Source organism: Rhodanobacteraceae bacterium (assembly GCA_016713135.1).
Taxonomy (GTDB): domain Bacteria; phylum Pseudomonadota; class Gammaproteobacteria; order Xanthomonadales; family SZUA-5; genus JADKFD01.
This window is the reverse complement of sequence record JADJPR010000023.1, coordinates 363,026-389,367: the sequence shown is the minus strand read 5'-3', so window position 1 is coordinate 389,367 and position 26,342 is coordinate 363,026. Positions and strand designations below refer to the sequence as shown.

Sequence of the window (26,342 nt, the reverse complement as noted above, 5' to 3'; positions counted from 1 at the left end):
GTGGAGATTCCGAGGATTCTCCCATCCACGGCTGCCTGGTGCAAGGGGCGTGTGTGCCCAAAGGGAAGGCCGCCGGCTGTCGCCGCCCCGCATGGCGACGACCAACGCGCGAGCGCTTGCGCACATGCTGCGCCTGAAGCTCTGGCACCGGATGTTCGCGCTCACCGCATTGGCCACGCTGGCCGCGGTGGGTTCGTTGCTGCTGGTGCAGCAACAGGCCTTCCGCAGCGGCCTGCTGGAGTACGTGAACCAGATCGACCGCGAGCGCGCGCAGGGGCTGTTGCCGGCATTGGCCGGTGAGTACCGCGAGGCCGGTGGCTGGAAACGCATCCGGCGCAATCCGATGCGCTTCCGCTGGCTGGTCGACCAGGCTTTGGGCGGCGGCCGCGGGGCTGAGCTGCCGCCGCCGCCGCAGGATCGTCCACCGCGCGAGCGGCCGCCACGGATGGGACCGCCCGGTCGCGATGGCGGCGCGGGACGCCCGCCATTGCCGCCCCCTGGCGCCCTGCAGGACGAGGGCCCGCGCCGCCGCTACGGGGGCTACGACGCACCATCGATCCCGGTCATCGGCCCGCCCGAGCCCTGGCCCGGCGCGCTGGAGCTGCCGATCGAAGTGGACGGCGCGGTGGTCGGCAGTCTGCATTTCCTGCCACTGCCACGGCTGGAAAGCGAGTGGGACCTGGCTTTCGCGCAGTCCCAATTGCGTACCGGCGTGGTTCTGGCGCGCCGCACCGCGCACCCGCTGCGGCAGATGGCGGCGCGCACGCGCGAGATCGCTGCCGGCAACTACGCTGCGCGCATCGCCAGCGAGCGCGGCGATGAGATCGGCGAGCTGGCGCGCGATTTCGATGCAATGGCGGCCACCCTGGAGCAGAACCGCGAGGCGCGCCAGCGCTGGACCGCCGAGATCAGCCATGAGTTGCGCACGCCGGTGGCGGTGATCCGCGCCGAGCTGGAGGCGCTGGAGGATGGCGTGCGGCCCTTCGACCGCGCCGCGGTGCGCTCGCTCGCGGGCGAAGCCGAGCGCCTGTCGCGCCTGGTGGACGATCTCTACCAGCTGTCGCTGGCGGATGCCGGCGCGCTGGCCTACCGCTTTGAGTCCTGCGACCTCGCCGAGTGCCTGCGCGATTCGGTGGCCGCGCATTCCGCGGCGCTGCAGCGGGCGGGCCTCGCGGTTGACGCCGACCTGCCGCCGGCATGTGCCAGTCCGCGCCGATGCTGGGCGTGTTGCGCAGTTGCTGGGAAATTTGCTGACCAACAGCGCGCGCTACACCGATTCGGGTGGCCGCGTGCGCGTCGCGCTTGAGGCGGTGGCGCGCGGCTGGCAGTTGTGCATCGATGACAGCGCGCCTGGCGTGCCGCCCGATGCGCTGCCGCGTTTGTTCGAACCCCTCTACCGCGTGGAGGCCTCGCGCAACCGCGCGGCCGGTGGCGCCGGATTGGGGCTGGCCATCGTCCGCCGGATCGCGCAGGCGCATGGCGCGACTATTGCAGCGGAGCCTTCAACCTTGGGTGGCGTGAGGATCCGGATCGAGTGGCCGAAGGCATGAGCTGCGCCCAGGGAAAACGGATCCTGATCGTCGAGGACGAGCCCAAGCTCGCCGCGGTGCTGCGCGATTACCTGATCGCAGACGGTGCGAATGTGGACCTGCTGCACCACGGCGATGATGCGTTGCCCGCGCTGCGGCTGGAGGTGCCGGACTTGGTGCTGCTCGATCTGATGCTGCCCGGCACCGACGGGCTGACCATCTGTCGCGAGCTGCGTCGTTTTTCGACCGTGCCGGTGATCATGGTGACCGCCCGGGTGGAGGAGATCGACCGCCTGCTCGGGCTGGAACTGGGCGCCGACGACTACATCTGCAAGCCCTTCAGCCCGCGCGAAGTCGTCGCCCGCGTGCGCGCGTTGCTCAGGCGTGCGCACGACTGGCGCAGCCGGCGAGCCGGCGCCGCGGGAGACTGCGCTGGCGATCGACGAGGAACGCTTCGAGGCGCGCTGGCTGGGCCAGCCGCTGGACCTGACGCCGGTCGAATTCCGCCTGCTCAAGGCCCTGCTGCACCGTCCCGGCCGCGTGCTCTCACGCGCGCAGCTGCTGGAGCACCTGTACCTCGACCATCGCGTGGTATCCGACCGCACCGTCGACAGCCACATCAAGAACCTGCGCCGCAAGTTCGAGGACGTCCGCGAGGGCAGCGACCCGATCCGCTCGATCTATGGGGTGGGCTACAAATGGGAGCCGGGGGAGTAGGGCGAACGACGACCCTGTAATTGAGTACGCAAAGAACGCAAAGAAAGCAAATGCCGCGATTGTCCTAGTGTGGTGTTCCGTAATTACCTTGAATTATTTCCGCGCCTTTTGCGCCGATGCGGTCTCGTCGTCGCCATAGCCCTGCTATGACTCCTCCTCTCGCCTTGCCTCGCCGCAAAATTCATCGGAAATTTCTTCAACTTACTTACGGAACACCACACTAGCGCTGCTTCGCGTTGGATCTCCTTTGCGTCCTTTGCTTCCTTTGCGTCCAGAAACACAGACCGCAAACTTGCGAGAGTCACGGTTCGATGCGCGAACAAGCGCACCGGCAGGGGCGAGGGGACCGGGAGGGCTCCGCCCGCGATCTTCTCCAGCCCATGCCCAGGGTTCAGGCCATGCCGCCGCCGAGCACGCCCATGAACTGCCGGTAATGGCGCAATTCGGCCACCGAGTCGCGGATGTCGGCCAGCGCCAGATGCGTCCCTTCCTTCTGCACTGACGCCAGGACCTGCGGCGCCCAGCGGCGCGCCAGCTCCTTGATCGTGCTGACGTCCAGGTTGCGGTAGTGGAAGTAGCGCTCCAGCGCGGGCATCTGGCGGTAGAGGAAACGGCGGTCCTGGCAGATCGAGTTGCCGCAGATCGGCGAGGCGCGCTCGGGCACCCACTGGCGCAGAAAGTCCAGGGTGCGCGCTTCGGCTTCGGCCAGGCTGACACCCGACTCCAGTGCGCGCGCCCACAGGCCGCTCTTGCCATGCTGGTTGCGGTTCCAGTCGTCCATCGCCTGCAGCCGCTCCAGCGGCGTGGCGATCGCGAACACCGGCCCTTCGGCCAGTTCGTTGAGGTCCTTGTCGGTGACCAGCGTGGCGATCTCGAGGATCGAGTCCTGGTCCGGGTCGAGCCCGGTCATCTCCAGGTCGATCCAGATCAACCGGTCCGAATTGCCTGCCTTGGTCTCAGCCACCGTTCCTGCGCTCCTTTTCCTCGTTCCGCTTGCGCCGGAAGAATGCCCGCAGGCGCTCCCCGGCTTCCAGCGCCATCACGCCACGCACCACTTCGACGCGGTGGTTATGGCGCGGGTCCGCGAGCGCGTCGAACACGCTGCCCACCGCGCCGGTCTTCGGATCGTCCGCGGCGAACACCAGCCGCGCCACCCGCGCGTGCACCATCGCCCCCGCGCACATCAGGCAGGGCTCCAGCGTGCAGTAGAGCGTGGTCCCGACCAGCCGGTGATTGCCCACCACGCGCCCGGCCTCGCGCATCGCGACGATCTCGGCGTGCGCCGACGGATCGCAGTCGACGATGTTGCGGTTGTAGCCGCGGCCGATTACTTCATCCCCGCGCACCACCAGCGCCGCCACCGGCACCTCGCCCAGCGCTTCGGCTTCTGCGGCCAGGGCGAGGCATTGGAGCATCCAGTGGGAGTCGGGAGTGAGCGGATTCATCTGGACCTTTCTGCACACGGTCAAACGTGAAACGTAAAACGTCAATCTCGCGAGCCCGCTTTCGACGTTTCACTTTTCACATTTCACTTTTCACCGCTTCACTCCCACTCGATCGTCGCCGGCGGCTTGCCCGAGATGTCGTAGACCACGCGCGAGACGCCGCGGACTTCGTTGACGATGCGGCGGGCAACGTGGTCGAGGAAGTCGTAGGGCAAATGGGCCCAGTGGGCGGTCATGAAGTCGATGGTCTCGACCGCGCGCAGGGCGATCACCGGCTCGTAGGCGCGGGCGTCGCCGACCACGCCGACCGAGCGCACCGGGAGGTACACTGCGAAGGCCTGGCTGACCTTGTCGTACAGGCCCTGCGCGCGCAGTTCCTCGATGAAGATGTGGTCCGCGCGCTGCAGCACGTCCACCGCCGGCGCGGTGACTTCGCCGAGCACGCGCACGCCGAGGCCCGGGCCGGGGAAGGGGTGGCGGTAGACCATCGCATGCGGCAGGCCGAGGGCCACGCCGAGGCGGCGCACCTCGTCCTTGAACAGCTCGCGCAGCGGTTCGACCAGGCCCATGCGCATGCGCTCGGGCAGGCCGCCGACGTTGTGGTGCGACTTGATCACATTCGCCTTGCCGGTCTTGCTGCCGGCGGACTCGATCACGTCCGGGTAGATCGTGCCCTGCGCCAGCCAGCGGATGTTGCCGTGGCGCCTGGCTTCTTCCTCGAAGACCTCGATGAACAGCCGGCCGATCACCTTGCGCTTGGCCTCGGGATCTTCCACCCCGGCCAGTTCGCCGAGGAAGCGCTCGCGCGCGTCGACGCGCACCACGTTCAGGTGCATGTGCTCGGCAAACAGCGCCATCACCTGGTCGCCTTCCTCGAAGCGCAGCAATCCGGTGTCGACGAAGATGCACAGCAGTTGCGCGCCGATAGCGCGATGCAGCAGTGCGGCGACCACGGACGAGTCGACCCCGCCCGACAGTCCGAGCAGCACCTGGTCCGACCCGACCTGCTGGCGCACGCGCGCGCTGGCGTCGTCGATGATCCCGGCGGCGGTCCACAGCGTCTGGCAGCCGCAGATGTCGGTGAGGAAGCGGCGCAGGATCGCGTCGCCCTGGCGGGTGTGGGTGACTTCGGGGTGGAACTGCAGGCCGTACAGCCGGCGCGCCTCGTCGGCCATCGCCACGATCGGCACCGTCTGGGTGGCGGCGACCACCTTGAACCCGGGCGGAATCGCCTCGACGCGGTCGCCGTGGCTCATCCACACGTCCAGCGCCGGTGCCTCGTTGTCGATCGCCAGGCCATCGAGCAGCGCGCAGGCCGCGGTCTGCAGCACCGAGGCATAGCCGAACTCGCGCTCGTGCCCCGGCACCACGCGGCCGCCAAGCTGCGCAGCCATCGTCTGCATGCCGTAGCAGATGCCGAGCACCGGCACGCCGAGGTCGAACACCGGCTGCGGCGCGCGCGGCGAGCCGGCCTCGGTGACCGATTCCGGTCCGCCCGACAGGATGATCCCGCGCGGGGCGAAGCCGGCGATCTCTTCAGGGTCATGGTCCCAGGCCCAGATCTCGCAATAGACGCCGATCTCGCGGATGCGGCGGGCGATCAGCTGGGTGTACTGCGAGCCGAAGTCGAGGATCAGGATGCGGTCACTGTGGATGTTGGAGGTCATGTCCTTCGATCCTTGAATCGGTTGCCGAAGCGCAGCGTGAGGAAAAACGCCAGCGGCAGCGCCAGGCGCGGGTCTTTGTTGAGCGTGAAGCGGCCCTGTTCGCCGCCGCGGAACAGCCATTCCAGCTGCATGCCGGCGGCGCTGGGAGACAGCGCCACGCTGCTGACCGCCTCCAGCGGGAAGCGCGCCAGCAGCTTGGGCACGATCCGCGGGGCGAAGCACAGCAGCACGCCGTCCTTGACCAGCACCAGCGGCAGCGGGCTGCGCCGGCGCCACCAGGTGGCGATCACACTGCCGATGCCGCAGCCGATCACCAGGCCCAGCGAGCCATGCATGCGCTGCTCCAGCGTCAGCGGCAACAGCCCGATCATCAGCACGGTCAATATGCAGCCGGCGATCAGCAGCCACTGCTCCGCGCCGCGTTCGCGGGTGTACACCCCGTCGCTGTCGGCCAGGTACGGGCCGCACTCGACGGCTTCGGGGATCTCGGGATCCTGTTCGCTCATGCGCCATGCATCCCGGAGGCGTAGGCCGGAGTGGCGCGCAGCGGCTCTCCGGCGCTGTTGCCGGTGAAGCGCTGCGCGCTACACCGGCCTACGCGGTCGTGCGCTGCTGCCTGGATGCGTGGCATGTCAGGCGTCCCTCAGTCGAGGCGGTAGTTCGGCGCTTCCTTGGTGATCTGCACATCGTGCACATGGCTCTCGCGCACGCCGGCGTTGGTGATGCGCACGAAATTCGGCTGGGTGCGCATCGCATCGATGGTCGCGCAGCCGACATAGCCCATGCTCGCGCGCAGGCCGCCGATCAGCTGGTGCACGATGTTGCGCAGCGGGCCGCGGTAGGGCACGCGGCCCTCGATGCCCTCCGGCACCAGCTTGTCCGCATCCGAATCGTCCTGGAAGTAGCGGTCCTTGGAGCCACGCTGCATCGCGCCGAGCGAGCCCATGCCGCGATAGGACTTGTACGAGCGGCCCTGGTACAGCTCGACCTCGCCGGGTGCTTCCTCGGTGCCGGCGAACAGGCCGCCGATCATCACGCAGTGCGCGCCGGCGGCGAGCGCCTTGGCCACGTCGCCGGAGTAGCGGATGCCGCCGTCGGCGATGATCGCCGCGCCGGTGTGTTCGATTGCCTTGGCGACCATCGACACCGCGGTGATCTGCGGCACGCCCACACCCGCGATCATGCGCGTGGTGCAGATCGAGCCCGGGCCCACGCCCACCTTGACCCCGTCGGCGCCGGCATCCACCAGGGCCAGCGCGGCCTCGCCGGTGGTGATGTTGCCGCCGACCACCTGCATCTGCGGGTTGCGCTGCTTGACCCAGCGCACGCGGTCGATCACGCCCTGCGAATGGCCGTGCGCGGTGTCGACCACGATCACGTCGACGCCGGCTTCCACCAGCGCATCGACGCGCGCCTCGGTGTCGCCGCCGACACCCACCGCCGCGCCGACCCGCAGACGTTCCTGCGCGTCCTTGCAGGCGTTCGGGTTGTCGCGCGCCTTCTGGATGTCCTTCACCGTGATCATGCCGCGCAGCTGGAAGTGCTCGTTGACCACCATGACCTTCTCGATGCGGTACTCGTGCAGCAGCGCGAGCACTTCATCGTCGCTGGCGCCTTCGCGCACCGTCACCAGGCGCGGCTTCGGGGTCATGATCTTGCTGACCGGCTCGTCCAGGCGGGTCTCGAAGCGCAAGTCGCGGCTGGTGACGATGCCGACCAGGTCGGCGCCGTCGACCACCGGCACGCCGGAGATCTGGTGCTTTCGGGTGAGCTGCATCACCTCGCGGACGGTGGCGGTCGGGCTCACCGTGATCGGATCGCGGATCACGCCGGCCTCGAACTTCTTGACGTTACGGACCTCGGCGACCTGTTGGTCGATGGTCATGTTCTTGTGGATGATGCCCAGGCCACCCATCTGCGCCATCGTGATCGCCAGGCGCGATTCGGTGACGGTGTCCATCGCCGCCGAGATCACCGGGATGTTCAGCCCGAGCTGGCGGGCGCAGCGCGAGGCGAGATCCACATCGCGCGGCAGGATCGAGGAGTAAGCCGGAACCAGCGAGACGTCATCGAAAGTGAGCGCCTCGGCGACAATACGCATGGTGATCGCCTCAGAGGTGTAGCGAGGCGCGGCATTATAGCGGCACCGGGCAGGGCGCTTTTCCGGGCGATTCAGGTGGGGTTCCCGTGGGCCATCCGGGTGGTGGCGTCGACTGCCGCTGGAAGGCTGCGGCCGGTTGTTGGTTATCGGTTATTGGCAGCAAATCCGGGGTGCCGTGGCCGTGTGGGAGCGGCTTCAGCCGCGATCACTGCTGGCGGCCGCCGGAGAGATCGTCGACGGAGTCGGCTATCACGGGTGCATCGGGCGTGCGAGCTTCGCTGCCAACAACCAACAACCAACAACCAACAACCAACAACCAACAACCAACAACCAGCCACTACCCGCCCCGTACCTCCGCCAAGGCACGCGCCAGTCTCGCCACCGCCTCCCGGAGGTCTGAGGGCGGCAGATGCGCGTACCCCAGCAGCAACTGCGCATGCCCGGGCGGTGCCTGGTAGTAGTCGCGGGCGCCGTAGACACCCACGTCCAGCCTGGCGGCAGCGGCGATCAGTGCCGGCTCGGCGGAGGCGGGCAGGTCGAGCAGGCTGACACACAAATGCATGCCGGCATCGCCGCCGCTGATCTCGATGCGCGTGTCGAATTGCTGGCGCAGCGCGGCGATCAGCACCTCCCGCTGCTCGTCCAGCCGGCGCGCGTTGCGCAGCAGTTGCCGTTCGAGTTGTCCGCCGGCGATCAGACTGGCCAGGGCGCGCTGGTCGATCGCCGCCGATCCGCGGTCGGCCAGCCAGCGTGCGGCTTGCAGCGCGGGACGCAGCGCTGGCGGCATGACCAGGTAGCCCAACCGCAGTGCGGGGAAGACGATGCGCGAGAACGAGCCGACGTAGAGCACGCGGCCATCGCGGTCGAGCGAGCGCAGCGCCGCCAGCGGGTGGCCGCGGTGGCGATACTCGCCGTCGTAGTCGTCCTCCAGCACATAGCTGCCATGGCGCGCGGCGTAGTCGAGCAGCGCCAGGCGCCTGGGCAAGGACAGTACGGCGCCGGTCGGGAACTGGTGCGAGGGTGTCACCGCCACCAGGCGCGCGCCATCCGCTGGCAGGCGCGCGCAATCGATGCCCTGTGCATCGACCGGCAGCGACTCCACCCGCGCGCCGTGCGCCGCGAAGGCGTCGCGCAGGCCGTGGTAGCAGGGATCCTCGGTCACCACCCGGTCGCCCGGATCGAGCAGCACGCGCGCGACCAGGTCGATGCCCTGCTGGATGCCGGCGACGATCAGGATGTCGCCGGGATCCGCGATGAGCCCACGGCGTCGCGCCAGGTACTGCGCCAGCGCCGCGCGGAGTGCCGGCAGGCCATTGACAGGCGGATAGTCGAAGGCGGTGTTGTCCGCGGCCAGCACCAGGGCGCGGCGCCACGCGGCGTGCAACTGCGGCGCCACTGGCGGGGAGCCGTAAATCAGGTCGAAGCGGTGCGGGTGCCGCTGTTCGCGCAGTCCTGGCGCCAACGCCGCGACACGCTCGCCGTAAGTCGCCAGGCTGGCCGCCTGCGGACTGCCTGCGGTCTGACCGGTCAGGGGCGCCGTCAGCGCCTGGACGAAACTCCCGGCGCCGACACGGCCCGCGAGATAGCCCTCGGCGGTCAGTTGCTCGTAGGCGGCCAGCACGCTGTTGCGCGACACGCCGAGCTGGCGCGCCAGCAGCCGGGTGGCGGGCAGGCGCTCGCCCGGCAGCAGGCGGCGCTCCAGGATCGCCGCGCGCAGGGCTTCGATCAGCTGGCGCACCAGCGGTAGCGCCGGATCCAGCGGCAGATGGAGTTGCACGGATTGGCCCCATCCAATCGAGGGAATCTGGACCTAGTGTAGGGCCAATCGGGCGGTCAATCTGCACGCATTGCATCGAATGGAGCGCAACCCATGTCCGACACCCCGATCGATCGCCACGCACGCCATCGCATCCGCCGGCATCCCGAGCGCGGCAGCCATGACCGCCCGCGCGCCTACGCCATCCTCGACGCCGCGCAGATCGCGCATGTGGGATTCGCGGTCGATGGCCAGCCTTTCGTGATTCCCATGCTGTATGCGCGCCTGGGCAACCGCATCCTGCTGCACGGCGGCGTCAGCAGCCGCCTGATGCAGCACTTGGCGAGCGGTGCGCCGTGCACCCTGGCGGTCACCCACATGGACGGCTGGGTGCTCGCGCGCTCGCACTTCAACCACTCGGTGAATTACCGCTCGGTGGTGGTCTTCGGGCGCGCCTGCGTGATCGACGAGCCCGCGGAAAAGGCCGCGGCACTGGCGCACCTGGTGGATGCGTTGATTCCGGGCCGTGCGGCCGAGACCCGTCCGGGCGATGCGCAGGAACTGGCCGCCACGGTTCTGCTCGCGGTGGAGATCGAGGATCTCAGCGTGAAGACCCGCGAGGGCGGTCCCAAGGACCACCCGGACGATCTGGTCAGCGCGGCGTGGGCTGGCGTCATCCCGTTGTCGCAGGTGCCCGGCATCCCCATTCCGTCCCCGGATTTGCCCGCGGGCGTCAACCTCCCTAGCTACCTCGGCGGGATGCCGATGTCGGCTTGAGCGCTCAGGGAGCGAGCGGCAGGCGCCGGGGAGTCGGGTCGCGCCCGCTGACTTCCAGCGTGTCGAAACGCTTGCGGTCGACGACGAAGGCCCCGAAGTAGACCGCGGTATCGGGCGTCAGCGGTGGAGGCGGCACACTCCACGCCACCTGCGCGTGCAGCGTCCTGGGTTCGCGGATGCGAAAGTCCAGTCGCGCCCGGGCCATGCCGGTACCGTACCAATCGCCTACCACCACCAGGGACTCGTGGGTCCAGTCGATACCGATGGCGCGCAGGCCCTCCTCGAATGCTGCGCGCGCCGCGGAGTAGTCCTCAGGCGCGCAGTGCGGTGCCCGTGCGGCCAGTTCCTGCTGCAACTGCGCTGCCGAGGAAACTGCGACGGGCTCCGGGTTCGGACTGCAGCGGAAGACGCGCACGTCCAGGTCCGGCAGCACCCGATAGCCGCCGCTGTCCAGCGCCCAGGCCGTGCTGAGGTTCGACAGCAACACCGCGAGAATCCATGCGCGCATGGCGCCAGAGTGCCCCAGCGCCCCCGCCTGCGCAAGCCACCGGCCAGACCACGGTTGGCCGAAGGCACCCCTGCCGCGCAGTTGCCCCGGACTCCTGCAAGTTCGACGCGCTGGCGGCTCCTGCAGCTTGTCAAACCCGGCAGTGCGCTCTAACATGCGCGGCTCTCTACGCGCCGCTGTAGCTCAGTTGGTAGAGCAACTGATTCGTAATCAGTAGGTCCCCAGTTCGAGTCTGGGCAGCGGCACCAGTAGAATCAGACACTTGGGCCTCGTCTTGCAGCGGGGCCTTTTTGTTTCCGTCGGAGTGACCGGCCAGTGGATCGCTCGCAGATCACGGATCGCTACCTGGAAGCGCTGGGCCTGCAGCGGCAGTCGCCGGCGCTGGACTTCCTGCGCGAGATCACGCAGCGGCATGTCACGCGCCTGGCCTTCAGCAGCGTCGGGCCGCGCCTGGGTGACTCGCTGCCACTCGACCTGCCAGCGCTGTACCAACGTATCGTCGAGCGCCGCCGCGGTGGCTACTGCTTCGAGCAGAACGGGCTGCTGTTCGAGGTGCTCGACGAGCTGGGTTTCGAGGCGCGCCTCGCACTCGCGCGCGTGATCCACAATCGCGACGTGCATCCCGGTCTGACGCATCGGATCAGTCTGGTGCAACTGGATGGCCAGTCGCTGGTGGTCGATGTCGGGTTCGGTCCGCAGGGGCCGCGCCACCCGGTGCCGCTTTTGCCGCAGCCCTCGCCGCAGCGCGACCGGGTCTACCGCGTCGCCGAACGCCATCCGGGTGAGCTTCACCTGCAACTGGCCAAGGACGACGACTGGTACTCGCTTTACCGCTTCGAGCTTTCCCGTTACGGCCAGGCCGACTGCGAACTCGGGCACTTCTGGTCGCATCGCCACCCGGAGGCGAACTTCGTGCGGAACCTCGTGGTGTCGGTCATTCGCGATGACGAAGTCCATGCGCTGCGCAACCGTGAGTACACCGTCGCATCCTGCGATGGAGAGCGCTCCCGCGTGCTCGAGGACGCGGGCGAGTTGCGCCGATTGCTGGCGGGCACCTTCGGCGTGTCAGTCAGCGCGGACGAGGCGCAGCGCCTGTTCGACGGCTGCTCGTGACGGCGCGCAAGGTGCGGTCCGACCGTTGCGTTAGGATCCCAGGCATCCAACGGTCGGAGGACAGCACATGCGATCGGTTCTTCTTGCCCTCGGGCTTTTCCTGGCCACTGCGGCGCCCGCCGCCGACAAAGCCAGGGACCTGCTGCGCCAGGTCACCGGCAGCAGCGCCACCAGCACCACGAGTGCCAAATCGGGCCTGACCGAAGGCGATGCCAGCGCCGGCATCAAGGAAGCGCTCGCGCGCGGCGTCAGCTCCTCGATCAAACAGCTCGGTACCCAGGACGGCTTCCTCAAGGACCAGGTGGTGCGCATCGCCGTGCCCAAGTCGATGCGCAAGATGGCCGATGCCGCGCGCAAGCTGGGCGCCGACAAATACGTCGAGGAATTCGAAACCTCGATGAATCGCGCCGCCGAAAAGGCCGTGCCCGCCGCGGCCGACATCTTCGCCGATGCGATCCGCCAGATGACGGTGCAGGATGCGCTCTCGATCGTGCGCGGCGAGCCGGACGCCGGCACCCGGTACTTCCGCCGCGTCACCAGCGACAAGCTGCGCGCCAGCTTCCTGCCGATCGTCGGCAAGGCGACCAGCGAGACCGGCGTGACCGACAAATACAAGAAGCTGAGCAAGAAGAGCGGCGGGCTCGACCAGTTGCTCGGCGGTGGCAGTTCGATCGACCTCGACGGCTATGTCACCGACAAGGCGATGGACGGCCTGTTCCACTACATCGGCGAGCAGGAAAAATCGATCCGCAAGAATCCGCTCGCTACCGGGTCGTCGCTGCTGGGCCGGGTGTTCGGAAAGTAGGGGGTTGCGCTGCCCGCGCTGCGGCAGAAAACGTCGCGCGCGGGCGGCGAACCGATCCGATGCGCTTACTCCGGCTTGGCGGCGACCAGCGCAGTGGCGGCGGCCGCTTCACGCTGGTAGACGATCCGCTGGGTCCCGCCATTGCAGCTGCCAACCACCTTCGCGGACACCTCGGCGTCGGCGGCCACCACCTCCAGCGAGTAGGCCTTCACCCCGTTCGCATCGATCTTCTCGGCGATCTCGCGCTTCAGTTCCTCGCAATCCTTGCGCGCATGCGCCGGTGCGGCGGTCAGCGTGGCGGCGACAAGGGTGGCGGCAATCAGCAGCTTCATGGCAGGTTTCCGGTCAGTGGCCGCCCGTTTGGCGGCAAACCCATGCTGCAGCTGCCGACGGGCAAGTCGCGGGCGCGGCCCGGCGCGCACCGGGCGCGGCCGGGCGGGAGGTCAGCAGGGTGTCGAGCAGGTGCCGCACATCCGCCGGCTGCGTCCACACCTGCATCATGCTGGCGCGCTCGGGATCGCCGCCGCTGCTGGCCGGATGATCGGCGGCGACCACGAGTGCGCCCTTGCGAGCCAATCCGGTGGCGAGCCATCCGAGGCTCTGGGCGGAACCGCCCGTGCCGTGGGTGAGCACGATCAGCGGCGCCGCTGCCGCCAGCGCCGGCACACCGGAGTCCACGGCGAGATAGCCGGCGCGGATGCGCGAGGTGCCAAAGAGCGTCTCCACGCCCGGCTGCGCGGGGTACCACAGGGTTGCGGTGAAGCCCGGCGCGTCGCCACTTGCGGGTACCTGCAGGGTCTGCACACCGACCGGCGCCGGCGCATCGGCGGCCAGCGTGGCGCGTTCGATCACTACGCCACCGAGGATCACCTGCTCGATGCGGTCATAGGCCTCGACACTCGCCAGGGGATCTGCGCCCAGCAACAGCAGGTCGGCGCGCTTGCCGACCTCGATGCTGCCGATCGCATCGTCCAGCCCGAAAGCCCGGGCATTGTCGAGCGTGGCGGCACGCAACAACGTGCGCAGATCGATGCCAGCGGCGACCCAGGCCTGCATCTCGCGATAGCCCGAAAGCCCCGGCGGATTGCCCCAGCCCGGCGTGCCCACCGCGGTATCGCTGCCGAACAGGAACCTGGCGCCGTCGCCATGCTGGCGCCGCAGGATGCGCGCGTAACGCTGCAGATAGGTGGCCATGATCTGCGCCGCGCTGTCGCTGGCGGCCTCGCCACGGGCGTGCTGGGCGGCAATCGCCGGGCCGAAGCGTGCGAGGTAATCGGCGCGTGCCTGCTGCGCCGGGCCACGCAGGTAGTCGAGAAAGTCGGCGGGCAACACCCGTGCCAATCGCGGATCGGACAGGCTTGCGGGATCGAACAGCGAAGCCATGCCCGCCGCCGCCATCCAGGTTGGCTGCACGCGCATCTTGCTGGCGGCCACCCGGTCGGCCACCGCCAGCACCTCGGCGGGAATCGTGTCGTGGCCAAGGGTCGCGCCGGGCCAATCCCACAGGCCATGGGCCATCACGTCGATACCGGCGTCGACGCCGATGCGGTGCGCCGCCGGCGTGTTGCCGTGCATCAGCACGCTGAGTCCGCGCGCATGCGCTGCGGCAACCACCTCGCGCAGGATGGCCAGCGAGGGCAGATTGAACGACGGCCGTTCGGAGTTCGGCCACCAGTGCGCTTCCTCGAAGTAGAGCTTGACGCAGCGCGCACCGCTGTCGGCGATCCGCGCCACGGTGGCGGCCGGCGTGTGCGCGGCCGGGTCGATGCCAGCCGGCAGCCCGGGTTCCCGGTGGCGGTCGTGCAGGAAGTTGGGGTATGCGGCGAGAAATTCCTCGCGGCTGTCGAAATCGGTGGCGAGGAAGTCGTCGAACAGCGGCAAGGCCCCGCAGTGTTCGCGACGTGGATGCAGGGGCGCCGCGTCGAAATCGCGGTCGACTGCGGGGTCGCCGTTGTTCTCGACCAGGGTGGTGTAGCCGAAGTACAGGAAGCTGCGCGGTTGCTGCCTGAGGAAGCCGGCACGCAGGCGGTCGAAGTCCGGCGTGTAGCGACGCTTGAGGCCGGTGGCATGGTCCAGGTGGACGTGGCTGTCGATCAGGCCGGGGACCAGGTAGCGGCCGCGGCCGTCGATGCTGCGGGCAGCGTCGGCTTCGATCGGCGTGGTCGAGATTGCGGCGATGCGCCCGTCGCGCACCAGAACCTGGGCGCCGGCCAGGGGCGTATCACGTTCCGGCGAGACCAGGGTGACGTCGCGGATCAGCAGCTCGTCGGCGGAGCAGGCCCAGGGGGCGGCCAGCAGCAGGCCGAACAGGGCGCGAAGCAACAGGGCGGGCATGGGTACACTCGTAGGCTGGGACGGGGCGCGCAGGGTGACCGCGGTCGGGTGGCACGCGCGACCTGAAACCCGTTTGAGGAGCCTGGAGGTGTGATTTGCAGGGTTTGAGTACCTTTCTGGTGGCGTTTGTGGCCGTCCTTGCGGCGATGCTGGCCGGGCATCTGGCGCTGTCGCGCTCGCAGGGACGCGGCCTGGCCCTCGCCTTCCTGCTGGCCTTCGCCCTGCAATCGGGGCTGCTGCTGGTGCAATTGCTGCAACCCGAACTGCTCCCGGCCGGCCTGCGCGCGGCGACCGGCTCGGCGCTGCCGGTGCTGCTGTACCTGTTCTTCGCCCGCAGCCGCCCCGATGCCCCCTCTTGGCAAGTGCGCGATGCTCTCCACGCGCTGCCGCTGCTGTCCGTGGTTGTGCTGGTGGCGATGCCGGGCGCCGGTTGGCGCATCGACGCCGCGCTGCTCCTGATCGAACTGCTTTATGCGTTGGCGATCCTCAGCAGTGATCGCCGCGACCCAGGCAGTGCCTGGCGTCGGCTGGCGAGGCAGGTGGCGGCGAGCTTTCTGATCGCCATGGCCGCCTGCGATGTCTGGATCGGCTGGGATCTGGCGCAAGGCGCGCCGCTGGGCTGGAGCGTCAGCCTGACAGTCGCGCTCGTCATGTCGGCGCTGTGCGTGAGTGCGCTGTTCGTGGTGGCATGGCGCGACCCGGAATGGTTGGTGCGTCTGCGCGATGCGGCGCGAGACGCCCGGGTCCCGACGCCATCTGCGCCGGCTCCCGCCGAGGATTCGGATGTAGATCGACGACTTTGCGATCGACTCGACACGTTGTTCCAGACCACGCGCTGCTATGCCGAGTTTGGAATCGGCTTGGATGATGTGGCAAGAAAGCTCGGCGTATCGTCGCGACAACTGTCGGCCGCGGTCAATCGCATCCATCGCCGCGGATTCCGGACCCTGCTCAACGATTACCGCGTGGAGGATGCGGCGCGGCAACTGGCCGACGAAGCGTTGGCCGCAAGAGCGATCACCGAGGTGATGTTCGATGCCGGTTTCCAGACCAAGTCCAGCTTCAACAAGGAGTTCATCGCGCGCCGCGCAGTTGCGCCGAGCCAGTACCGACGGAACCTCGGGGGATCCGGTACCGACGCGCCGTCAGGCAGTGCTTGAGCCGGAGATCTGCCGTGGCCAAAGTTCGGGCACAAAAAAGCCCCAAGGTTCAAAACCTTGGGGCCGTCTTTTGGTGGAGGCGGAGTCCACCACATAGGGTGGTACAACGCCAGAAACAGGACGCTTTCAGAACAATACCCCTACACGTACCCCTAGCAACGGCCGAGCAACGGGTGTGGTTCCCACGGCGAACGCGAGCTGTTGCGCCTTGTGCTGTACGCATCGGCAAGCGCGAGGGCATCGGGCGGAACACGGGAGGCCCAGGACGGCCGTCCAGACGGCTAGACGTATAGACGGCTGTTCTGCAAGTTTGCAGACTCCGCGAAGGCTCACCTGCGCGCATTCGACAACATCGCGCTTTGTCCGGGAATGCGGAGCAATGCACCACGCAACCTAGCCAAAGGAACTCCTTGCCGAATCAAGCAATCGGTCGCAGACTGCAGACGCCTCAGTGGTCTGGGTCAACTCGCGTGACGATAAACGTTGCACTCGCGACTTCAGACGCAATTGTGTTCGGTTGCGATAGCCTGTCCAGTATGACAACCAACGTTGTGTTCATGAACCCTGCGCGATGGGCTCTTGACCAAGACGGCCAGCCGATGCGCGACAGCTTCGGAAACTATTTGGTCTCCGTAAATGAAGACAACTTCGGTTCCGTGGCGACCTCAGTTTTTGGCGGCGTCAGTAAGATGTTTTGCCTCTACGAGGATGATGAACACGAGTGTATCGTCGCCGCTACCACTGCCGGACAGGCCGTGTTGAATGGCGTCACAATAGAAGTCTTGGCCAAGAAGTTCCAAAGGAAGAACAAAAGAAATCACGTCAAGTTCGCAAATGTGGCAGATGTGGCGGAAGACTTCCTAAACTTCATGCGAATTGAGTGGGAAAAGGACTGCGGATTTGAAACAGTCCCTTTGGATCAGCAGGCTTATCTGCACACCGTTCAATTTCTGCTCGGTGGTTACGACCTTGAGACCGAGCACCCTCGAATATTCAGAATTGACATAAAGGAGAATTCGTTTTTCGAGCAATTTCCCGACGGCGACCACACGGGCGTTTGTTGGTTGGGGGCGGCTAATTACGCCGAACGCGTGATTCGTGGTTTTGACCAAACGGTAAAGCTCGGGATTAGTCGAGAGGTAAAGTTGGCCTTGGATGCGCAGCGCACTAGCCTAATTGAGAGCGTATCACGCGAATTAGGACAGGCCGGCGTTGTGCTCCCGGAAGGCTTGGAGTTGAATGTAAGTGAATCATTTGATCCAACTTTCGACTGGCAAAAGGCAAACGCTCCCATCTCGTACGGTAACCTGCCGCTTCAACATGCAGTCGAATTTGTTTCGCTACTTGTTAATATTCAATCAGGAATGATGCGCTTTTGCCGCGGTATTCCGACTGTGGGTGGTAGAACGCACATTGGATTGGTTCGGCGCGGTCAATCATTCGAAATGCTAAACGAAGCAGCGATCCAACATAGCCATGTGGGCTACGCCAATGAAGTATGAATTCAATAACGCAAGTGTCCCTTCGCAGGAAATGAAGCGTCCGCTTAGCGCCAAGTATTTCGAGCGCTCGGGCGCTGTTAAGAGCGGCGCTGAAATGACGTCCACAAGCGGGGACAAGACGAAGTTTTATAAACTGGTCGTCAAAGACGGTATCCTAACCGCAACTCACGGAATCAAATCTAAGTGAGGAGGATTGGCTAGGGTCTGTCGGGCCGCAAACACACGGCGAGTGAAGTTGCGCGATCACCGCCGCCAAAACTACGCACGGCTCGCGCTGCCGGTGTTCTATCGTCACTTGCCAGCTTGACGGCCGATATTGCAATCGGCGGGACTCATCGACAAGGAACAGAGTCGATCAATCCCTATTCAGAACCTCGTTCAGACTCGCGTCAGTCAATCCGAATTGACGCAGCCATTTTCGCGCTGCGTCCTGCAAATCTGGCAGCAGGACATATAGTCTGCGTTTCCTTTCGCGCACGACTCCATCGCTCATCCGCCGCATTTCTGTTCGCCCATTTTCTCTAATGTCTCGCATGACTTCCTCGCGATCAACAAGCGCATCAACAAGTCCTTCCAAGGCAAATTGACTATCAGCGGAGAGTTGACCCCGAGCGCGCAGAATCGAGCACACGCGGTTCCAGTGCGCCAAGGCGAGGGGCGACAAGTTCGGCGGTGCTGTCGGCTCGCCTGCTGTTCGCCGCACGCTCGGGGTGGTCTTGGGCATGCGTCCAGCCGTCCGCAAAAAAGGTTCTACCTCGGATTTATGAGAGCGCGGCTGGCGCGCCGTGTCGCGGCATTTGGTGGAACCTTTGGAACCCCACCCCTCCGGGCATTTGATGCGGCCGGCGTTTTTTAGGAGCCGGCCGCACTCGTATTCGCATCAGGTGCGCGCATTCGAGTAGGCGCACCATCCGAGCGTCGGCCCACCGGCGTAAGGGGTAATGGCGGAATTCCACATGCCGCAACCCGACACGCGCCAGATCAATCGCCAAGCAATCGCGTCCCGGTCAAAGCCGTGTGACCGATCCACTTCAATTCGGGCGGTTGTGCGCATTGCGAGCGCGAATTGCGAAAGATCGGCAATGACGATATCTCCAGCATCGCCAATCGGGTTGCAAACCTCGGTAGTCACCACGGGACGGCCCAAGATGGTGCCCACGAATTCACCCGCGGCAGCATTGGTCGCATTTCCATTCCCCAACAGAATGGGAATCGTGGAGCCCGGCCAGGACATTTGCAGCAACTGGCCGAGGACGCTTGGAGAGATAAACCACGTGGCCCGTTTCTGCGACGCGGGAGAAATGCGACCGAACATATTTATCAGATTCTGGTAAAGCACCGTGCCGGCAGTCTGGCCGCTTTCGGGATTTACCGCGATTGCTGATGGATCATTCAAGATTCCCAACGGCTGACCGGCGCCTGTCCCGCGCAAGATTGCGGCATCCAGTGCAAACGCGGCAGCTTCGGCCATTTTGGTTTCCAGTTGTGCCGCGAAATTGAGTCCGTCTGCTGCCAATTCTCCGCTTGCTTCCGCGAGCAAGAAAATTTTGTGCAAGCGAACATCCACATTCCGCCATTTCATGCGTTGCGCGGTTTGCTGTTGGTTTTCACCGGCCCAATTGGCGGAAAGCCGGCAATATCCGTTGACCGATTTTGTGTATCGGGCATCGGAATGGTGATTCCATTTGTGCTCGTCGGGAATAACAAACACCGCGGCGCAAATTCAGCGGCTTGCATAGCTTGGTCCAAGATGCCCGCAAACCAGAAATTGGGGACCGCGAAACCGCCATCGGCACCGCTCGATTCCGTTCCGGTGAGGTTGAGCATTCGAGGATCGGCGACACCGCGGGCCACCGATTGGAAAAATGCTTCTACGTTCTGGCCGAACGCATCGGCGGAGCGAGGCAGAAGGATGGAGGAAGCCCGAGCACAGTTTACGGGGAGCACTATGCCGCGGCGACGGTCGGACACGGTTGCGCGGCCGGAGGCTGCTTCCGCATTTGCCGCGGCGACGACATCCGGCGGCAGCGCTCCGCGCGGCATCGGCTCGGCAAGAGCGCGTTGCATTCCCTGGACTCGATCTATCGCGTCCAGTTCAGCCCGGAGCCCCAGAAATTCGCTGTGTAGCTCGTCGACGCTGGCGCGCTCATCTACCGTGAGGGTGCGCCCTTCGCGCTCGGCGGCGGCAGCTATTGCGGTTGCGCGGTCAGCCGTCGCTATCAGGCGCTCGCGGATTGAGTCGGGATCGGCGGCGGCCGCGTTGCGCATGCCGCGGACCGTGAAGTCAAGGTTGATTTTGCACATGGCGAGATTTTCCACAATTGAGAGGGAATTTACTGCCCCACAAGCGGGGTAATATTGCGGTCTGTCCGCCTTTCGTTGCGCCATCTGGCGGGGCCGCTGGTGGCCCTGTCATGTACTGGCGCGCACGCTTGAATATGTCCATTGGCGCGGCTCGCGTCAACGTGAAGTGCGCTAAATGTGTCCACACTCAGTGCAACTCTTCCCGCGTCGCCATCCTCATCAGGGTGACTCGTGTCAGCACCGCGCGCGCTCCGGACTTGTCGGCGGCAACGACTTGAATAAATCCACCATGTCGGCTTGTGTGGAAGATCAATTCGGTTGCGCCGCCATCGGAATCATTTTCCATGAGCAGTGCCTTTTGAGCATCGCTCAATGATATTTCAAGAAAGGCGCCAATCGAATTTGCAAGTTCAACAGCGGCCGGGTTTGATCGCGCGTTCATTTGTTCGCTCCTTTGAAGTGTCTTCCCGTGATTTGCCGTGCTTCCATTCCACCGTTTCGAGCATTTGTGCTCGCGTACGTTCTCCGGGGAGGATCCGCCAGCCAGCGCGCGGCATTAGTCATCGCTGCCACCGTTGGGAGTGCAAACTTGCACAGTTGCCGGCGTCGTCAGTCGTTGGGGTTTCTGGGGTTTTGGGGGTTTCGTTTGCCCGGTCCGTTTTTCTTTCTTTGGGTAGGTCGGTCCCCTCCGCGCGCGAAGCGGTAAGAAAAACCCCAGAAACCCCAGAAACCCCAGAAACCCCACCAGTTGCATGTTCGACCACTTGCCAGCGGATGCCGCGCTTTGCGTCGCCGCCGGCCCTGTGCACCTTGAGCCCATCCAGTACGCGCCCTTGGTGTTTTGTGAGCCATCGGCCCAAGGCTTTATTGCTGACGGCGCCGGATCGCGCGGCGATCACTTGCAGTGCGTCCATCAGTGCGGGGCGATCTTGAGCGGCCCGCGCGGCCTCGGCAGCGGTTGCCGCGGTGTCGCCGAAGAGGTCGCGCCACGCGGCAAGGATCGCTATCGCCGATTCACGCTCCGGGTCGGCGTCAAACGTCCGTTCCATGACCGCAACGGGGTCCGGCATGCCCAGCCATAGAAGTGGATCACGAACCATTCGGGACCACTTCTCATAGCTCCCAAGCGGCGCCGGCCTGCGGAAGTCGGCGCGAATTCCCGCAGTAACAATGGTCAGTGCGGCGTTCACCAGTTCGATGCGGGCGGCCAGCGCATCTGCCTTCGGGTCGTTGGCGAACTCGCGAAGTTCTGGCCTTTCACATTGGGGGTCGAGTTCGGCGACCAGTATCCGCCGGGTCATGTCGCCCGCAGGCGTGAGCGCGTTTCCGGTTGCCAGCAAGGTCGCGACGCAGGGGATAGTTACCAGCTCGGACCGGCCCAGCGGTCGCAGTCGCACACTAGTTTGTGTCAACGCCGAGCACAGCAGTTCGCCTTTCAACAGCGCCTCGACGTTGTCGAGTGTCACCACTGAATCGCCGGCCAGCAATGCAGCGGTGAGCGCCTTTCCGTTCTCGTCCGCGTCTGGCCCCCAGGTCATGACACTTGCAGGGCGCCCGGTTGCCAGAATCGCCACCAGATCGGCCAACATGGATTTGCCCGAGCCGCGAACGGGTGCCGAAATTCCGACCATTGGCGCGGCCGGAATCGCCGGCCGCACGAGGGGCGTAAGCATTGCGGCGACGGCTACCGATTCGTCCTCCGGGGAGACAAATGCAAACGTGCGGAGCACGTGCCGAAGGCGTGTCAGTGCGGCCAGCGCATCCGCGCGCGTCGGGTTGTTCGGCGGTGCCGGCCAGTCGGTAGGGATCGCCAGCAACAAGCCCGATTCAGGGTCATATCCCGGCGTGCACGCCAAGGTGCCATCCGCGCGAATGAAGGGCGCAAGTACAATCCCCCGAAGCTGCGGAAAGCGCCAGCGCCCCACACGCTCCAGAAGCGCGCGGCATGCCTTCGCGGGTGCATCTGCGCGCCTAGGCTCGGGTCCGCTGGGTCCTGTGATCCACTTTTGAAAGTCGGCGATACGCTCCAGATCATCTTGCAGTGCCGCAATCGTGATCGGGGTCAGGATCAAGGCGCCGGCCGCGCGCTTGACGCTTCCCGGTTCGAGCGGCGCTGGGACGGCTCGCACCAGCATTTCACCGCGTGCATAAATTGGGGCGCCGGCTTGAATCAACGCACCTTCGCAACCGTCAACGACGGCGGGAAGCTCCCGGTCCGAAGGTCGATCACGGGTCGTCCGGTTGGCCGCGGTTCGTGGGTCAGGATCATTTGCGCGCGCTCCGGATGGACAGCGACGGCCGCAGGTTGACGCCAATCATTTGCACCCGTTCGGCGCCGAAATCGATTAGAACCCGCGCGAGTTCCAGCGCTTCGGCGGTCGGAAGGTCGCCGGCATCGCCGATCCACCAGCGGACACGCGGCCACAAGATCGCGGCGGGGTCGGTGCTCGGCGGCAGCACGGTGCAAGCCCGGCGGCCGGCGGCGAGGGTCGGGCGGGCGCGGTCCCATGCTCCGGCCCCGGCGTGAACGATTGCCGTCGCGTGCCACGGGCCAGGACGCGCCGCGCGCTCGACAACTTGCGCAAACCAAGGGCACCTTCGCGGACGTATGGACGTCTGCACGTTGGTTGCCGTATTATGTCGGTGCGGCGAACCTCCCCAGGCTTCCGCTTTCCGCGCCTCCGGCCCGACAGCCGGGGGCGCAGTGCTTTCAGGGTCTTGCATCGTCGCCTCCAGCCAGCAGCGCGGCGCGCGCCAGCAACGCGGCCCGGCGGATTGCATCGGCCTGAAGCGCGAGTGCTTCGGCTTCCCGCGGGTCGCGTGTTCGGTTCAAGCGGTCGGCAGCGGCGGCGAGCGCGTCGGCACCGGCTACCAGTTCGGCCAGCGCGCGGCCGGTGTCGGCAGTTGCGGTGACGATGGCGGGGCGGAAAGCACCGGAGTAGCGGGCGCGGCGTGCGGTGTCGTTGTGCTCTCGCTCGGCGGCGTTCATTACGCGGCCCGCCCGTCGCGCTCGGCGACCTTTGCCGCTGCCCAGGCGCGCACGTCGGCGGCGGGCCAGGCAATCGTGTTCGGCCCCAGGCGCACGGGCGCCGGGAACTCGCCCGAAGCGACGCGGCGGAGCAGGGTTGATCGGCTGAATTGAAGGAAAGCGCACACCGCTGGAAGACGCCAAAAGGCGGCAGTCGGTGCGGCTGAATTGGTGTTCGGCATCGCTGGTCTCCGGTGCGCCCTCGCGGTAGTGCGTGGGCGGCCTTGGAACAGGCGATGTGGATTCTTTGACACGGCAACGACTGCCGCTTGCCGGAATCTCTGGCGAAACTACCGGCGGCGGTAGGTTGTGCGATCCAGCCCGAGAATCCCTGAGATTCCAACAACGAAGTTTTGCCGCACGTTTTCGCCTCGCTCCTGCTTCAGCGGCATCGCGGCGGCCATTGCGGCAAGTGCTTGTTGAAGCCGGTCCGCGGGCGCCCGGCTGGCCTTCGTATGATTCGGTGGACGTGGGCAGGCGCGGCAGGCGGTGGCAAGCGCGCGCAGGTCGGCGGCGTCGGGCGGCGTTCGGTGCGCCAGGGCGGCGCGCAGACGGTCCAGGCGCGCGAAGTGCCCGGACACGTCGGGCACGGCAATCATCGGTTCCGCGAACGGCGGGAAATTCGCCAGCCGTCGGCGAAGTCTCGAAAGCAAGGCGCGCGGCGCGGCGTCGCCAGCTTCGGCCACGGCTTCGGCATCGTCGGCAATGGCGCGAAGGTCGGCGAGTTCGAGCGAAGCGCCGACGCGCTCGGCTCGGGCGGCCGTTGCGCTTGTGTAGATCTCGAAAAGCTCCGCGACGTGCTGCTGAAGCTCAGTCAGCTTGTCGGCATCGCCTGCGACTTCAGGCTCAGTGTGGACGCGAATGTATTCGCGCACGGCCCGTGCCTGCGCCTGCGATAGCTCAGATCCCCAGCCGGAGAGCGGTCGAGATCGGATGCCGGCGGGGCGTCCGGTCTTCACTTGGCGACCTTCGCGGCCTTCGCGGTTTCCTTCAGGGAGTCAAGCAGATCAGCCCAAGCCTGCATCATTGCTCGGCGTTCGTCCAAGTAGCGAGCCCGGTTGTACGCGGCCCGGACCTTTGAACCGGTCGTGTGCGCCAATTGCGCCTCTATCGCATCAGGGTTGAATCCGCGCTCGTTAAGCATTGTGCTCGCTATGGATCGGAAGCCGTGGCCCGTCATTTCGTCCCCGCTGTAACCCATCCGGCGCAACCCCGCGGTGATCGCGTTCTCCGACATCGGACGCGCGTAGGCGTCGCCATGTGAGCCGTGGCCCGGAAACACAAAGCGCCCGGTGCCGGTTAGTTGCTGCAAGTCTTTCAAGACGGCGACGGACTGACGACTAAGGGGGACGATGTGCGAGCGCGTCGGGTCGGCTTTGTGTTCCAACTTTAGCTTCATCCGCGCGGCTGGTATGACCCACTGCGGCGCGTCGGCGTCCAGGTCAAATTCTGACCACTCGGCGGCGCGCAACTCGCCGGGGCGAACGAATACCAACGGGGCGAGCTTGAAGGCGCACCGGACAACGTGTGTCCCGCTGTAGTCGTCGATTGCAAGCAGCAGCGCCCCGACTTCGGCTGGCTTCAGAACGGCCGCCATCGGCTTGACTCGCGCCGGCCTGATCGCGCCCGGCCCAATGTCGGCGGCCGGGTTGCGGGTCGCGCTGCCGATGGCGACCGCATAGGCGAAGACCTGCCCGCATATTGTCTTGATTCGGTGCGCGGACTCGACGGCGCCGCGCGACTCGACACGGCGCAGCACGGTCAGCAACTCCGGCGCGTCAATTTCTCGAAGCGGTCGCCGGGCCAAGTAGGGCAGCACGTCTCGGTCCAGACGGCTGCGCACAGTCACGGCGTGGCCTTCGGTCCAGTTCTCCCGCTGGCGCTTGAACCAGTCTTCTGCGACGTATCCGAAGGTGTCCGCGCCCGCGGCTTCGGCTTTCTCTTTCTTTCGGACGGCGTTCGGGTCGATCCCGTCGGCTATCAGCTTCCGGGCTTCGTCGCGGCGGTCGCGTGCCTTCTTCAACCCCACGTCCGGGAAGGCGCCGAGCGCGAGCAACTTTCCTTGCCCGCCATCCTGTATTTCAGGCGCCACAGCTTTGATCCGTTGGGATTGACGAGCAAGAACAACCCCTTCTCGTCGGCGAGCTTGCGCGGTTTGTCCGGGGCCGAAGCTCCGCGGATCGTGGAATCAGTCAGGGGCATTGGGGCACAACTCCGTTCCGGACGGGGGGCGACTCCCAATCGGGCGGGGTAGGGAGTCGAACTGCTCCGTACCCCCGCAGGGTCGCCGCTACCCCTAACCGTAACCCCATTTTGTGCCTGTAGTCACCCGATACCACCTGATTTCATCCCACGCCAAACCCAAGCAAAAGGCAAAAAAAACCCCGCATTTCGCGGGGTTACGGTACTTGTTGGCACTTCCTGAACTACTTAACTGGTGGAGGCGGGGGGAGTCGAACCCCCGTCCGCAAGCCCTACGTCTCGTGCTCTACATGCTTAGCCGGATCTTCGTTCTCGTTGCGCCGCGCTCCAACCGGCGGGAAAGCTGCGCAACCAGCCTGGTGGTTTTAGTTGCCCGCGTCAGGCCCGCGTGGCTCACGATTTCGTGATTCTGACCCGCCTTTACCGAGCACGAACACAAGGTAGGGCGGTTAGGCGGCCTTAGGCCGCCAGAGCGTAGACTTCGTCGTTCGCGACTAGAGTCTTGCAGCTGGATTAACGAGGAAAGCTACCCCCTCGGCATGCACCCAAGGTTTCGTGACTTCCGTCGAAGCCATTGCGCCCCCGTTGCAGAACCAAGTGTAGGGGCGGGGGTGTGGGCTTGCAATGGCAGTGTCGGCGCGGCGTTCAGTTTCGGCCGCTGTTTTCGCTGGATCGCGGTTCCGAGCGCGGGCGGGGCGCGGGCGGCGCCTTGCCAGACTGCCGGCGGGAGCCAAGGTCATTGCGTAGCCCGTTGTGCCGCGCAGCGGCTCAGCGGGTGCTTGCGGCAAGCACCCCGTCTCACGCGCTGCGCGCGTACCGGCGGGCTACGCGCAGCCGCGGTTCGATGCGACCACGAAAGTGCCGAGCAGCGTGACAAGGGCTCCCTCAGCGATTGCGCTCGCGCATGATCCGGCCCTTGTCGCGCTGCCAGTCGCGCTCCTTCTCGGTGTCGCGCTTGTCGTGTTCCTTCTTGCCCTTGGCCAGGCCGAGTTCCACCTTCACGCGATTGCCTTTCCAGTACAGCGACAGCGGAATCACGGTGTAGCCCTTGCGTTCCACCGCGCCGATCAGCCGGTTCAGTTCCGCCTTGTGCAGCAGCAGCTTGCGGTTGCGCATTTTGTCGGCAACCACATGCGTGGAAGCCGAGATCAGCGGCGTGATCTGCGCGCCGAAGAGGTAGGCCTCGCCATTCTTGATCAGGGCGTAGCTCTCGCCGAACTGGATGCGGCCGTCGCGCAGGCTCTTGACCTCCCAGCCTTCCAGCGCAATGCCGGCTTCCAGCCGCTCGTCGACGTGGTAATCGAAACGTGCGCGCTTGTTGACGGCGATGACGCCGCCGCGTGAGCTATCGTTGTTCTTCTTGCTCATGTGTACCTGATCGATGGCTCCTGGGC

The 26,342-nt window shown here is 65.9% G+C and carries 26 protein-coding genes, 1 tRNA gene, 1 other RNA gene and 2 pseudogenes; 9 read left to right on the top strand and 21 right to left on the bottom strand.

Features of this window, described 5'->3' with window-relative positions:
- The first annotated feature begins 91 nt into the window (after positions 1 to 91).
- The 3 genes and pseudogenes from IPK27_21620 (at position 92) to IPK27_21610 (ending at position 2,246) form a co-directional block, all read left to right on the top strand.
- Complete coding sequence (locus IPK27_21620) at positions 92 to 1,306, top strand: HAMP domain-containing protein (protein ID MBK8070111.1); 1,215 nt, start codon at positions 92 to 94, stop codon at positions 1,304 to 1,306.
- The gene (locus IPK27_21615) at positions 1,248 to 1,550 is read left to right on the top strand and encodes a hypothetical protein (GenBank protein MBK8070110.1); all 303 of its coding nucleotides are present in this window, start codon (positions 1,248 to 1,250) and stop codon (positions 1,548 to 1,550) included. Before IPK27_21620 ends, IPK27_21615 begins: the two co-directional genes overlap by 59 nt.
- A pseudogene (locus IPK27_21610) lies at positions 1,547 to 2,246 on the top strand (response regulator). Before IPK27_21615 ends, IPK27_21610 begins: the two are co-directional and overlap by 4 nt.
- A 391-nt stretch (positions 2,247 to 2,637) precedes the next feature.
- On the opposite strand, the gene orn reads toward IPK27_21610, so the two are convergent.
- The 6 genes from orn to IPK27_21580 all read right to left on the bottom strand — a co-directional run bounded on the left by orn (position 2,638) and on the right by IPK27_21580 (position 9,224).
- The gene (gene orn / locus IPK27_21605; GenBank protein ID MBK8070109.1) at positions 2,638 to 3,210 is read right to left on the bottom strand and encodes an oligoribonuclease; all 573 of its coding nucleotides are present in this window, start codon (positions 3,208 to 3,210) and stop codon (positions 2,638 to 2,640) included.
- On the bottom strand, positions 3,203 to 3,691 hold the full coding sequence (gene tadA / locus IPK27_21600; protein ID MBK8070108.1) for a tRNA adenosine(34) deaminase TadA: 489 nt from the start codon (positions 3,689 to 3,691) through the stop codon (positions 3,203 to 3,205). The genes orn and tadA overlap by 8 nt, the downstream gene beginning before the upstream one ends.
- A gap of 98 nt (positions 3,692 to 3,789) precedes the next feature.
- Positions 3,790 to 5,358, bottom strand: coding sequence for a glutamine-hydrolyzing GMP synthase (gene guaA, locus IPK27_21595; GenBank protein ID MBK8070107.1), 1,569 nt, complete (start codon positions 5,356 to 5,358; stop codon positions 3,790 to 3,792).
- Positions 5,355 to 5,864: a hypothetical protein gene (locus IPK27_21590; GenBank protein ID MBK8070106.1), complete on the bottom strand. Its 510-nt coding sequence runs from the start codon at positions 5,862 to 5,864 to the stop codon at positions 5,355 to 5,357. Before IPK27_21590 ends, guaA begins: the two co-directional genes overlap by 4 nt.
- A gap of 137 nt (positions 5,865 to 6,001) precedes the next feature.
- Positions 6,002 to 7,459, bottom strand: coding sequence for an IMP dehydrogenase (gene guaB, locus IPK27_21585; GenBank protein ID MBK8070105.1), 1,458 nt, complete (start codon positions 7,457 to 7,459; stop codon positions 6,002 to 6,004).
- 337 nt (positions 7,460 to 7,796) lie between these two features.
- Complete coding sequence (locus IPK27_21580; GenBank protein ID MBK8070104.1) at positions 7,797 to 9,224, bottom strand: PLP-dependent aminotransferase family protein; 1,428 nt, start codon at positions 9,222 to 9,224, stop codon at positions 7,797 to 7,799.
- Between the two features lie 105 nt (positions 9,225 to 9,329).
- Between IPK27_21580 and IPK27_21575 the strand changes: the two genes are divergently transcribed.
- Positions 9,330 to 9,992: a pyridoxamine 5'-phosphate oxidase family protein gene (locus tag IPK27_21575; protein MBK8070103.1), complete on the top strand. Its 663-nt coding sequence runs from the start codon at positions 9,330 to 9,332 to the stop codon at positions 9,990 to 9,992.
- A gap of 4 nt (positions 9,993 to 9,996) precedes the next feature.
- Here IPK27_21575 and IPK27_21570 read toward each other — a convergent pair whose 3' ends face one another.
- Positions 9,997 to 10,500 (bottom strand): hypothetical protein, encoded by a 504-nt coding sequence (locus tag IPK27_21570; protein ID MBK8070102.1) that lies wholly within the window; start codon positions 10,498 to 10,500, stop codon positions 9,997 to 9,999.
- Between the two features lie 172 nt (positions 10,501 to 10,672).
- Here IPK27_21570 and IPK27_21565 point away from each other — a divergent pair.
- The 3 genes from IPK27_21565 to IPK27_21555 all read left to right on the top strand — a co-directional run bounded on the left by IPK27_21565 (position 10,673) and on the right by IPK27_21555 (position 12,418).
- A tRNA-Thr gene (locus tag IPK27_21565) sits at positions 10,673 to 10,748 on the top strand.
- Between the two features lie 67 nt (positions 10,749 to 10,815).
- Entirely contained in the window at positions 10,816 to 11,613 is a 798-nt protein-coding gene (locus IPK27_21560; protein ID MBK8070101.1) for an arylamine N-acetyltransferase, read from the top strand.
- A gap of 67 nt (positions 11,614 to 11,680) precedes the next feature.
- Entirely contained in the window at positions 11,681 to 12,418 is a 738-nt protein-coding gene (locus tag IPK27_21555) for a DUF4197 domain-containing protein (protein MBK8070100.1), read from the top strand.
- Positions 12,419 to 12,483: 65 nt separating this feature from the next.
- Here IPK27_21555 and IPK27_21550 read toward each other — a convergent pair whose 3' ends face one another.
- Positions 12,484 to 12,750 carry a DUF1161 domain-containing protein gene (locus IPK27_21550; GenBank protein MBK8070099.1) on the bottom strand — a complete coding sequence of 89 codons (267 nt, stop codon included), beginning with the start codon at positions 12,748 to 12,750 and terminating at the stop codon, positions 12,484 to 12,486.
- A gap of 13 nt (positions 12,751 to 12,763) precedes the next feature.
- Complete coding sequence (locus IPK27_21545; protein ID MBK8070098.1) at positions 12,764 to 14,752, bottom strand: amidohydrolase family protein; 1,989 nt, start codon at positions 14,750 to 14,752, stop codon at positions 12,764 to 12,766.
- A gap of 248 nt (positions 14,753 to 15,000) precedes the next feature.
- Here IPK27_21545 and IPK27_21540 point away from each other — a divergent pair, with 248 nt between their 5' ends.
- Both IPK27_21540 and IPK27_21535 read left to right on the top strand, forming a co-directional pair.
- A complete protein-coding gene (locus IPK27_21540; protein ID MBK8070097.1) occupies positions 15,001 to 15,912 on the top strand; it encodes an AraC family transcriptional regulator in 912 nt (303 codons plus the stop codon).
- A gap of 557 nt (positions 15,913 to 16,469) precedes the next feature.
- Entirely contained in the window at positions 16,470 to 17,414 is a 945-nt protein-coding gene (locus IPK27_21535) for a hypothetical protein (GenBank protein ID MBK8070096.1), read from the top strand.
- Between the two features lie 355 nt (positions 17,415 to 17,769).
- Here IPK27_21535 and IPK27_21530 read toward each other — a convergent pair whose 3' ends face one another.
- The 12 genes and pseudogenes from IPK27_21530 to smpB form a co-directional block, all read right to left on the bottom strand.
- Positions 17,770 to 18,138: a P27 family phage terminase small subunit gene (locus tag IPK27_21530; GenBank protein MBK8070095.1), complete on the bottom strand. Its 369-nt coding sequence runs from the start codon at positions 18,136 to 18,138 to the stop codon at positions 17,770 to 17,772.
- A gap of 156 nt (positions 18,139 to 18,294) precedes the next feature.
- Positions 18,295 to 18,969 carry a phage major capsid protein gene (locus IPK27_21525; GenBank protein MBK8070094.1) on the bottom strand — a complete coding sequence of 225 codons (675 nt, stop codon included), beginning with the start codon at positions 18,967 to 18,969 and terminating at the stop codon, positions 18,295 to 18,297.
- 23 nt (positions 18,970 to 18,992) lie between these two features.
- Complete coding sequence (locus tag IPK27_21520; GenBank protein ID MBK8070093.1) at positions 18,993 to 19,718, bottom strand: phage major capsid protein; 726 nt, start codon at positions 19,716 to 19,718, stop codon at positions 18,993 to 18,995.
- Positions 19,719 to 19,905: 187 nt separating this feature from the next.
- Complete coding sequence (locus IPK27_21515) at positions 19,906 to 20,160, bottom strand: hypothetical protein (protein MBK8070092.1); 255 nt, start codon at positions 20,158 to 20,160, stop codon at positions 19,906 to 19,908.
- A 118-nt stretch (positions 20,161 to 20,278) separates the two neighbouring features.
- On the bottom strand, positions 20,279 to 21,853 hold the full coding sequence (locus tag IPK27_21510) for a hypothetical protein (GenBank protein MBK8070091.1): 1,575 nt from the start codon (positions 21,851 to 21,853) through the stop codon (positions 20,279 to 20,281).
- A 130-nt stretch (positions 21,854 to 21,983) separates the two neighbouring features.
- Entirely contained in the window at positions 21,984 to 22,178 is a 195-nt protein-coding gene (locus IPK27_21505; GenBank protein ID MBK8070090.1) for a hypothetical protein, read from the bottom strand.
- A gap of 250 nt (positions 22,179 to 22,428) precedes the next feature.
- Positions 22,429 to 22,707 carry a hypothetical protein gene (locus IPK27_21500; GenBank protein ID MBK8070089.1) on the bottom strand — a complete coding sequence of 93 codons (279 nt, stop codon included), beginning with the start codon at positions 22,705 to 22,707 and terminating at the stop codon, positions 22,429 to 22,431.
- Entirely contained in the window at positions 22,707 to 22,928 is a 222-nt protein-coding gene (locus tag IPK27_21495; protein MBK8070088.1) for an AlpA family phage regulatory protein, read from the bottom strand. Before IPK27_21495 ends, IPK27_21500 begins: the two co-directional genes overlap by 1 nt.
- Positions 22,929 to 23,036: 108 nt before the next feature.
- On the bottom strand, positions 23,037 to 23,621 hold the full coding sequence (locus tag IPK27_21490; GenBank protein MBK8070087.1) for a hypothetical protein: 585 nt from the start codon (positions 23,619 to 23,621) through the stop codon (positions 23,037 to 23,039).
- Between the two features lie 80 nt (positions 23,622 to 23,701).
- Positions 23,702 to 24,948, bottom strand: a pseudogene (locus tag IPK27_21485) (integrase arm-type DNA-binding domain-containing protein).
- A 233-nt stretch (positions 24,949 to 25,181) separates the two neighbouring features.
- Positions 25,182 to 25,532, bottom strand: a transfer-messenger RNA (tmRNA) gene (ssrA, locus tag IPK27_21480).
- A gap of 301 nt (positions 25,533 to 25,833) precedes the next feature.
- Positions 25,834 to 26,316 (bottom strand): SsrA-binding protein SmpB, encoded by a 483-nt coding sequence (smpB, locus tag IPK27_21475; protein ID MBK8070086.1) that lies wholly within the window; start codon positions 26,314 to 26,316, stop codon positions 25,834 to 25,836.
- Positions 26,317 to 26,342 lie beyond the last annotated feature (26 nt).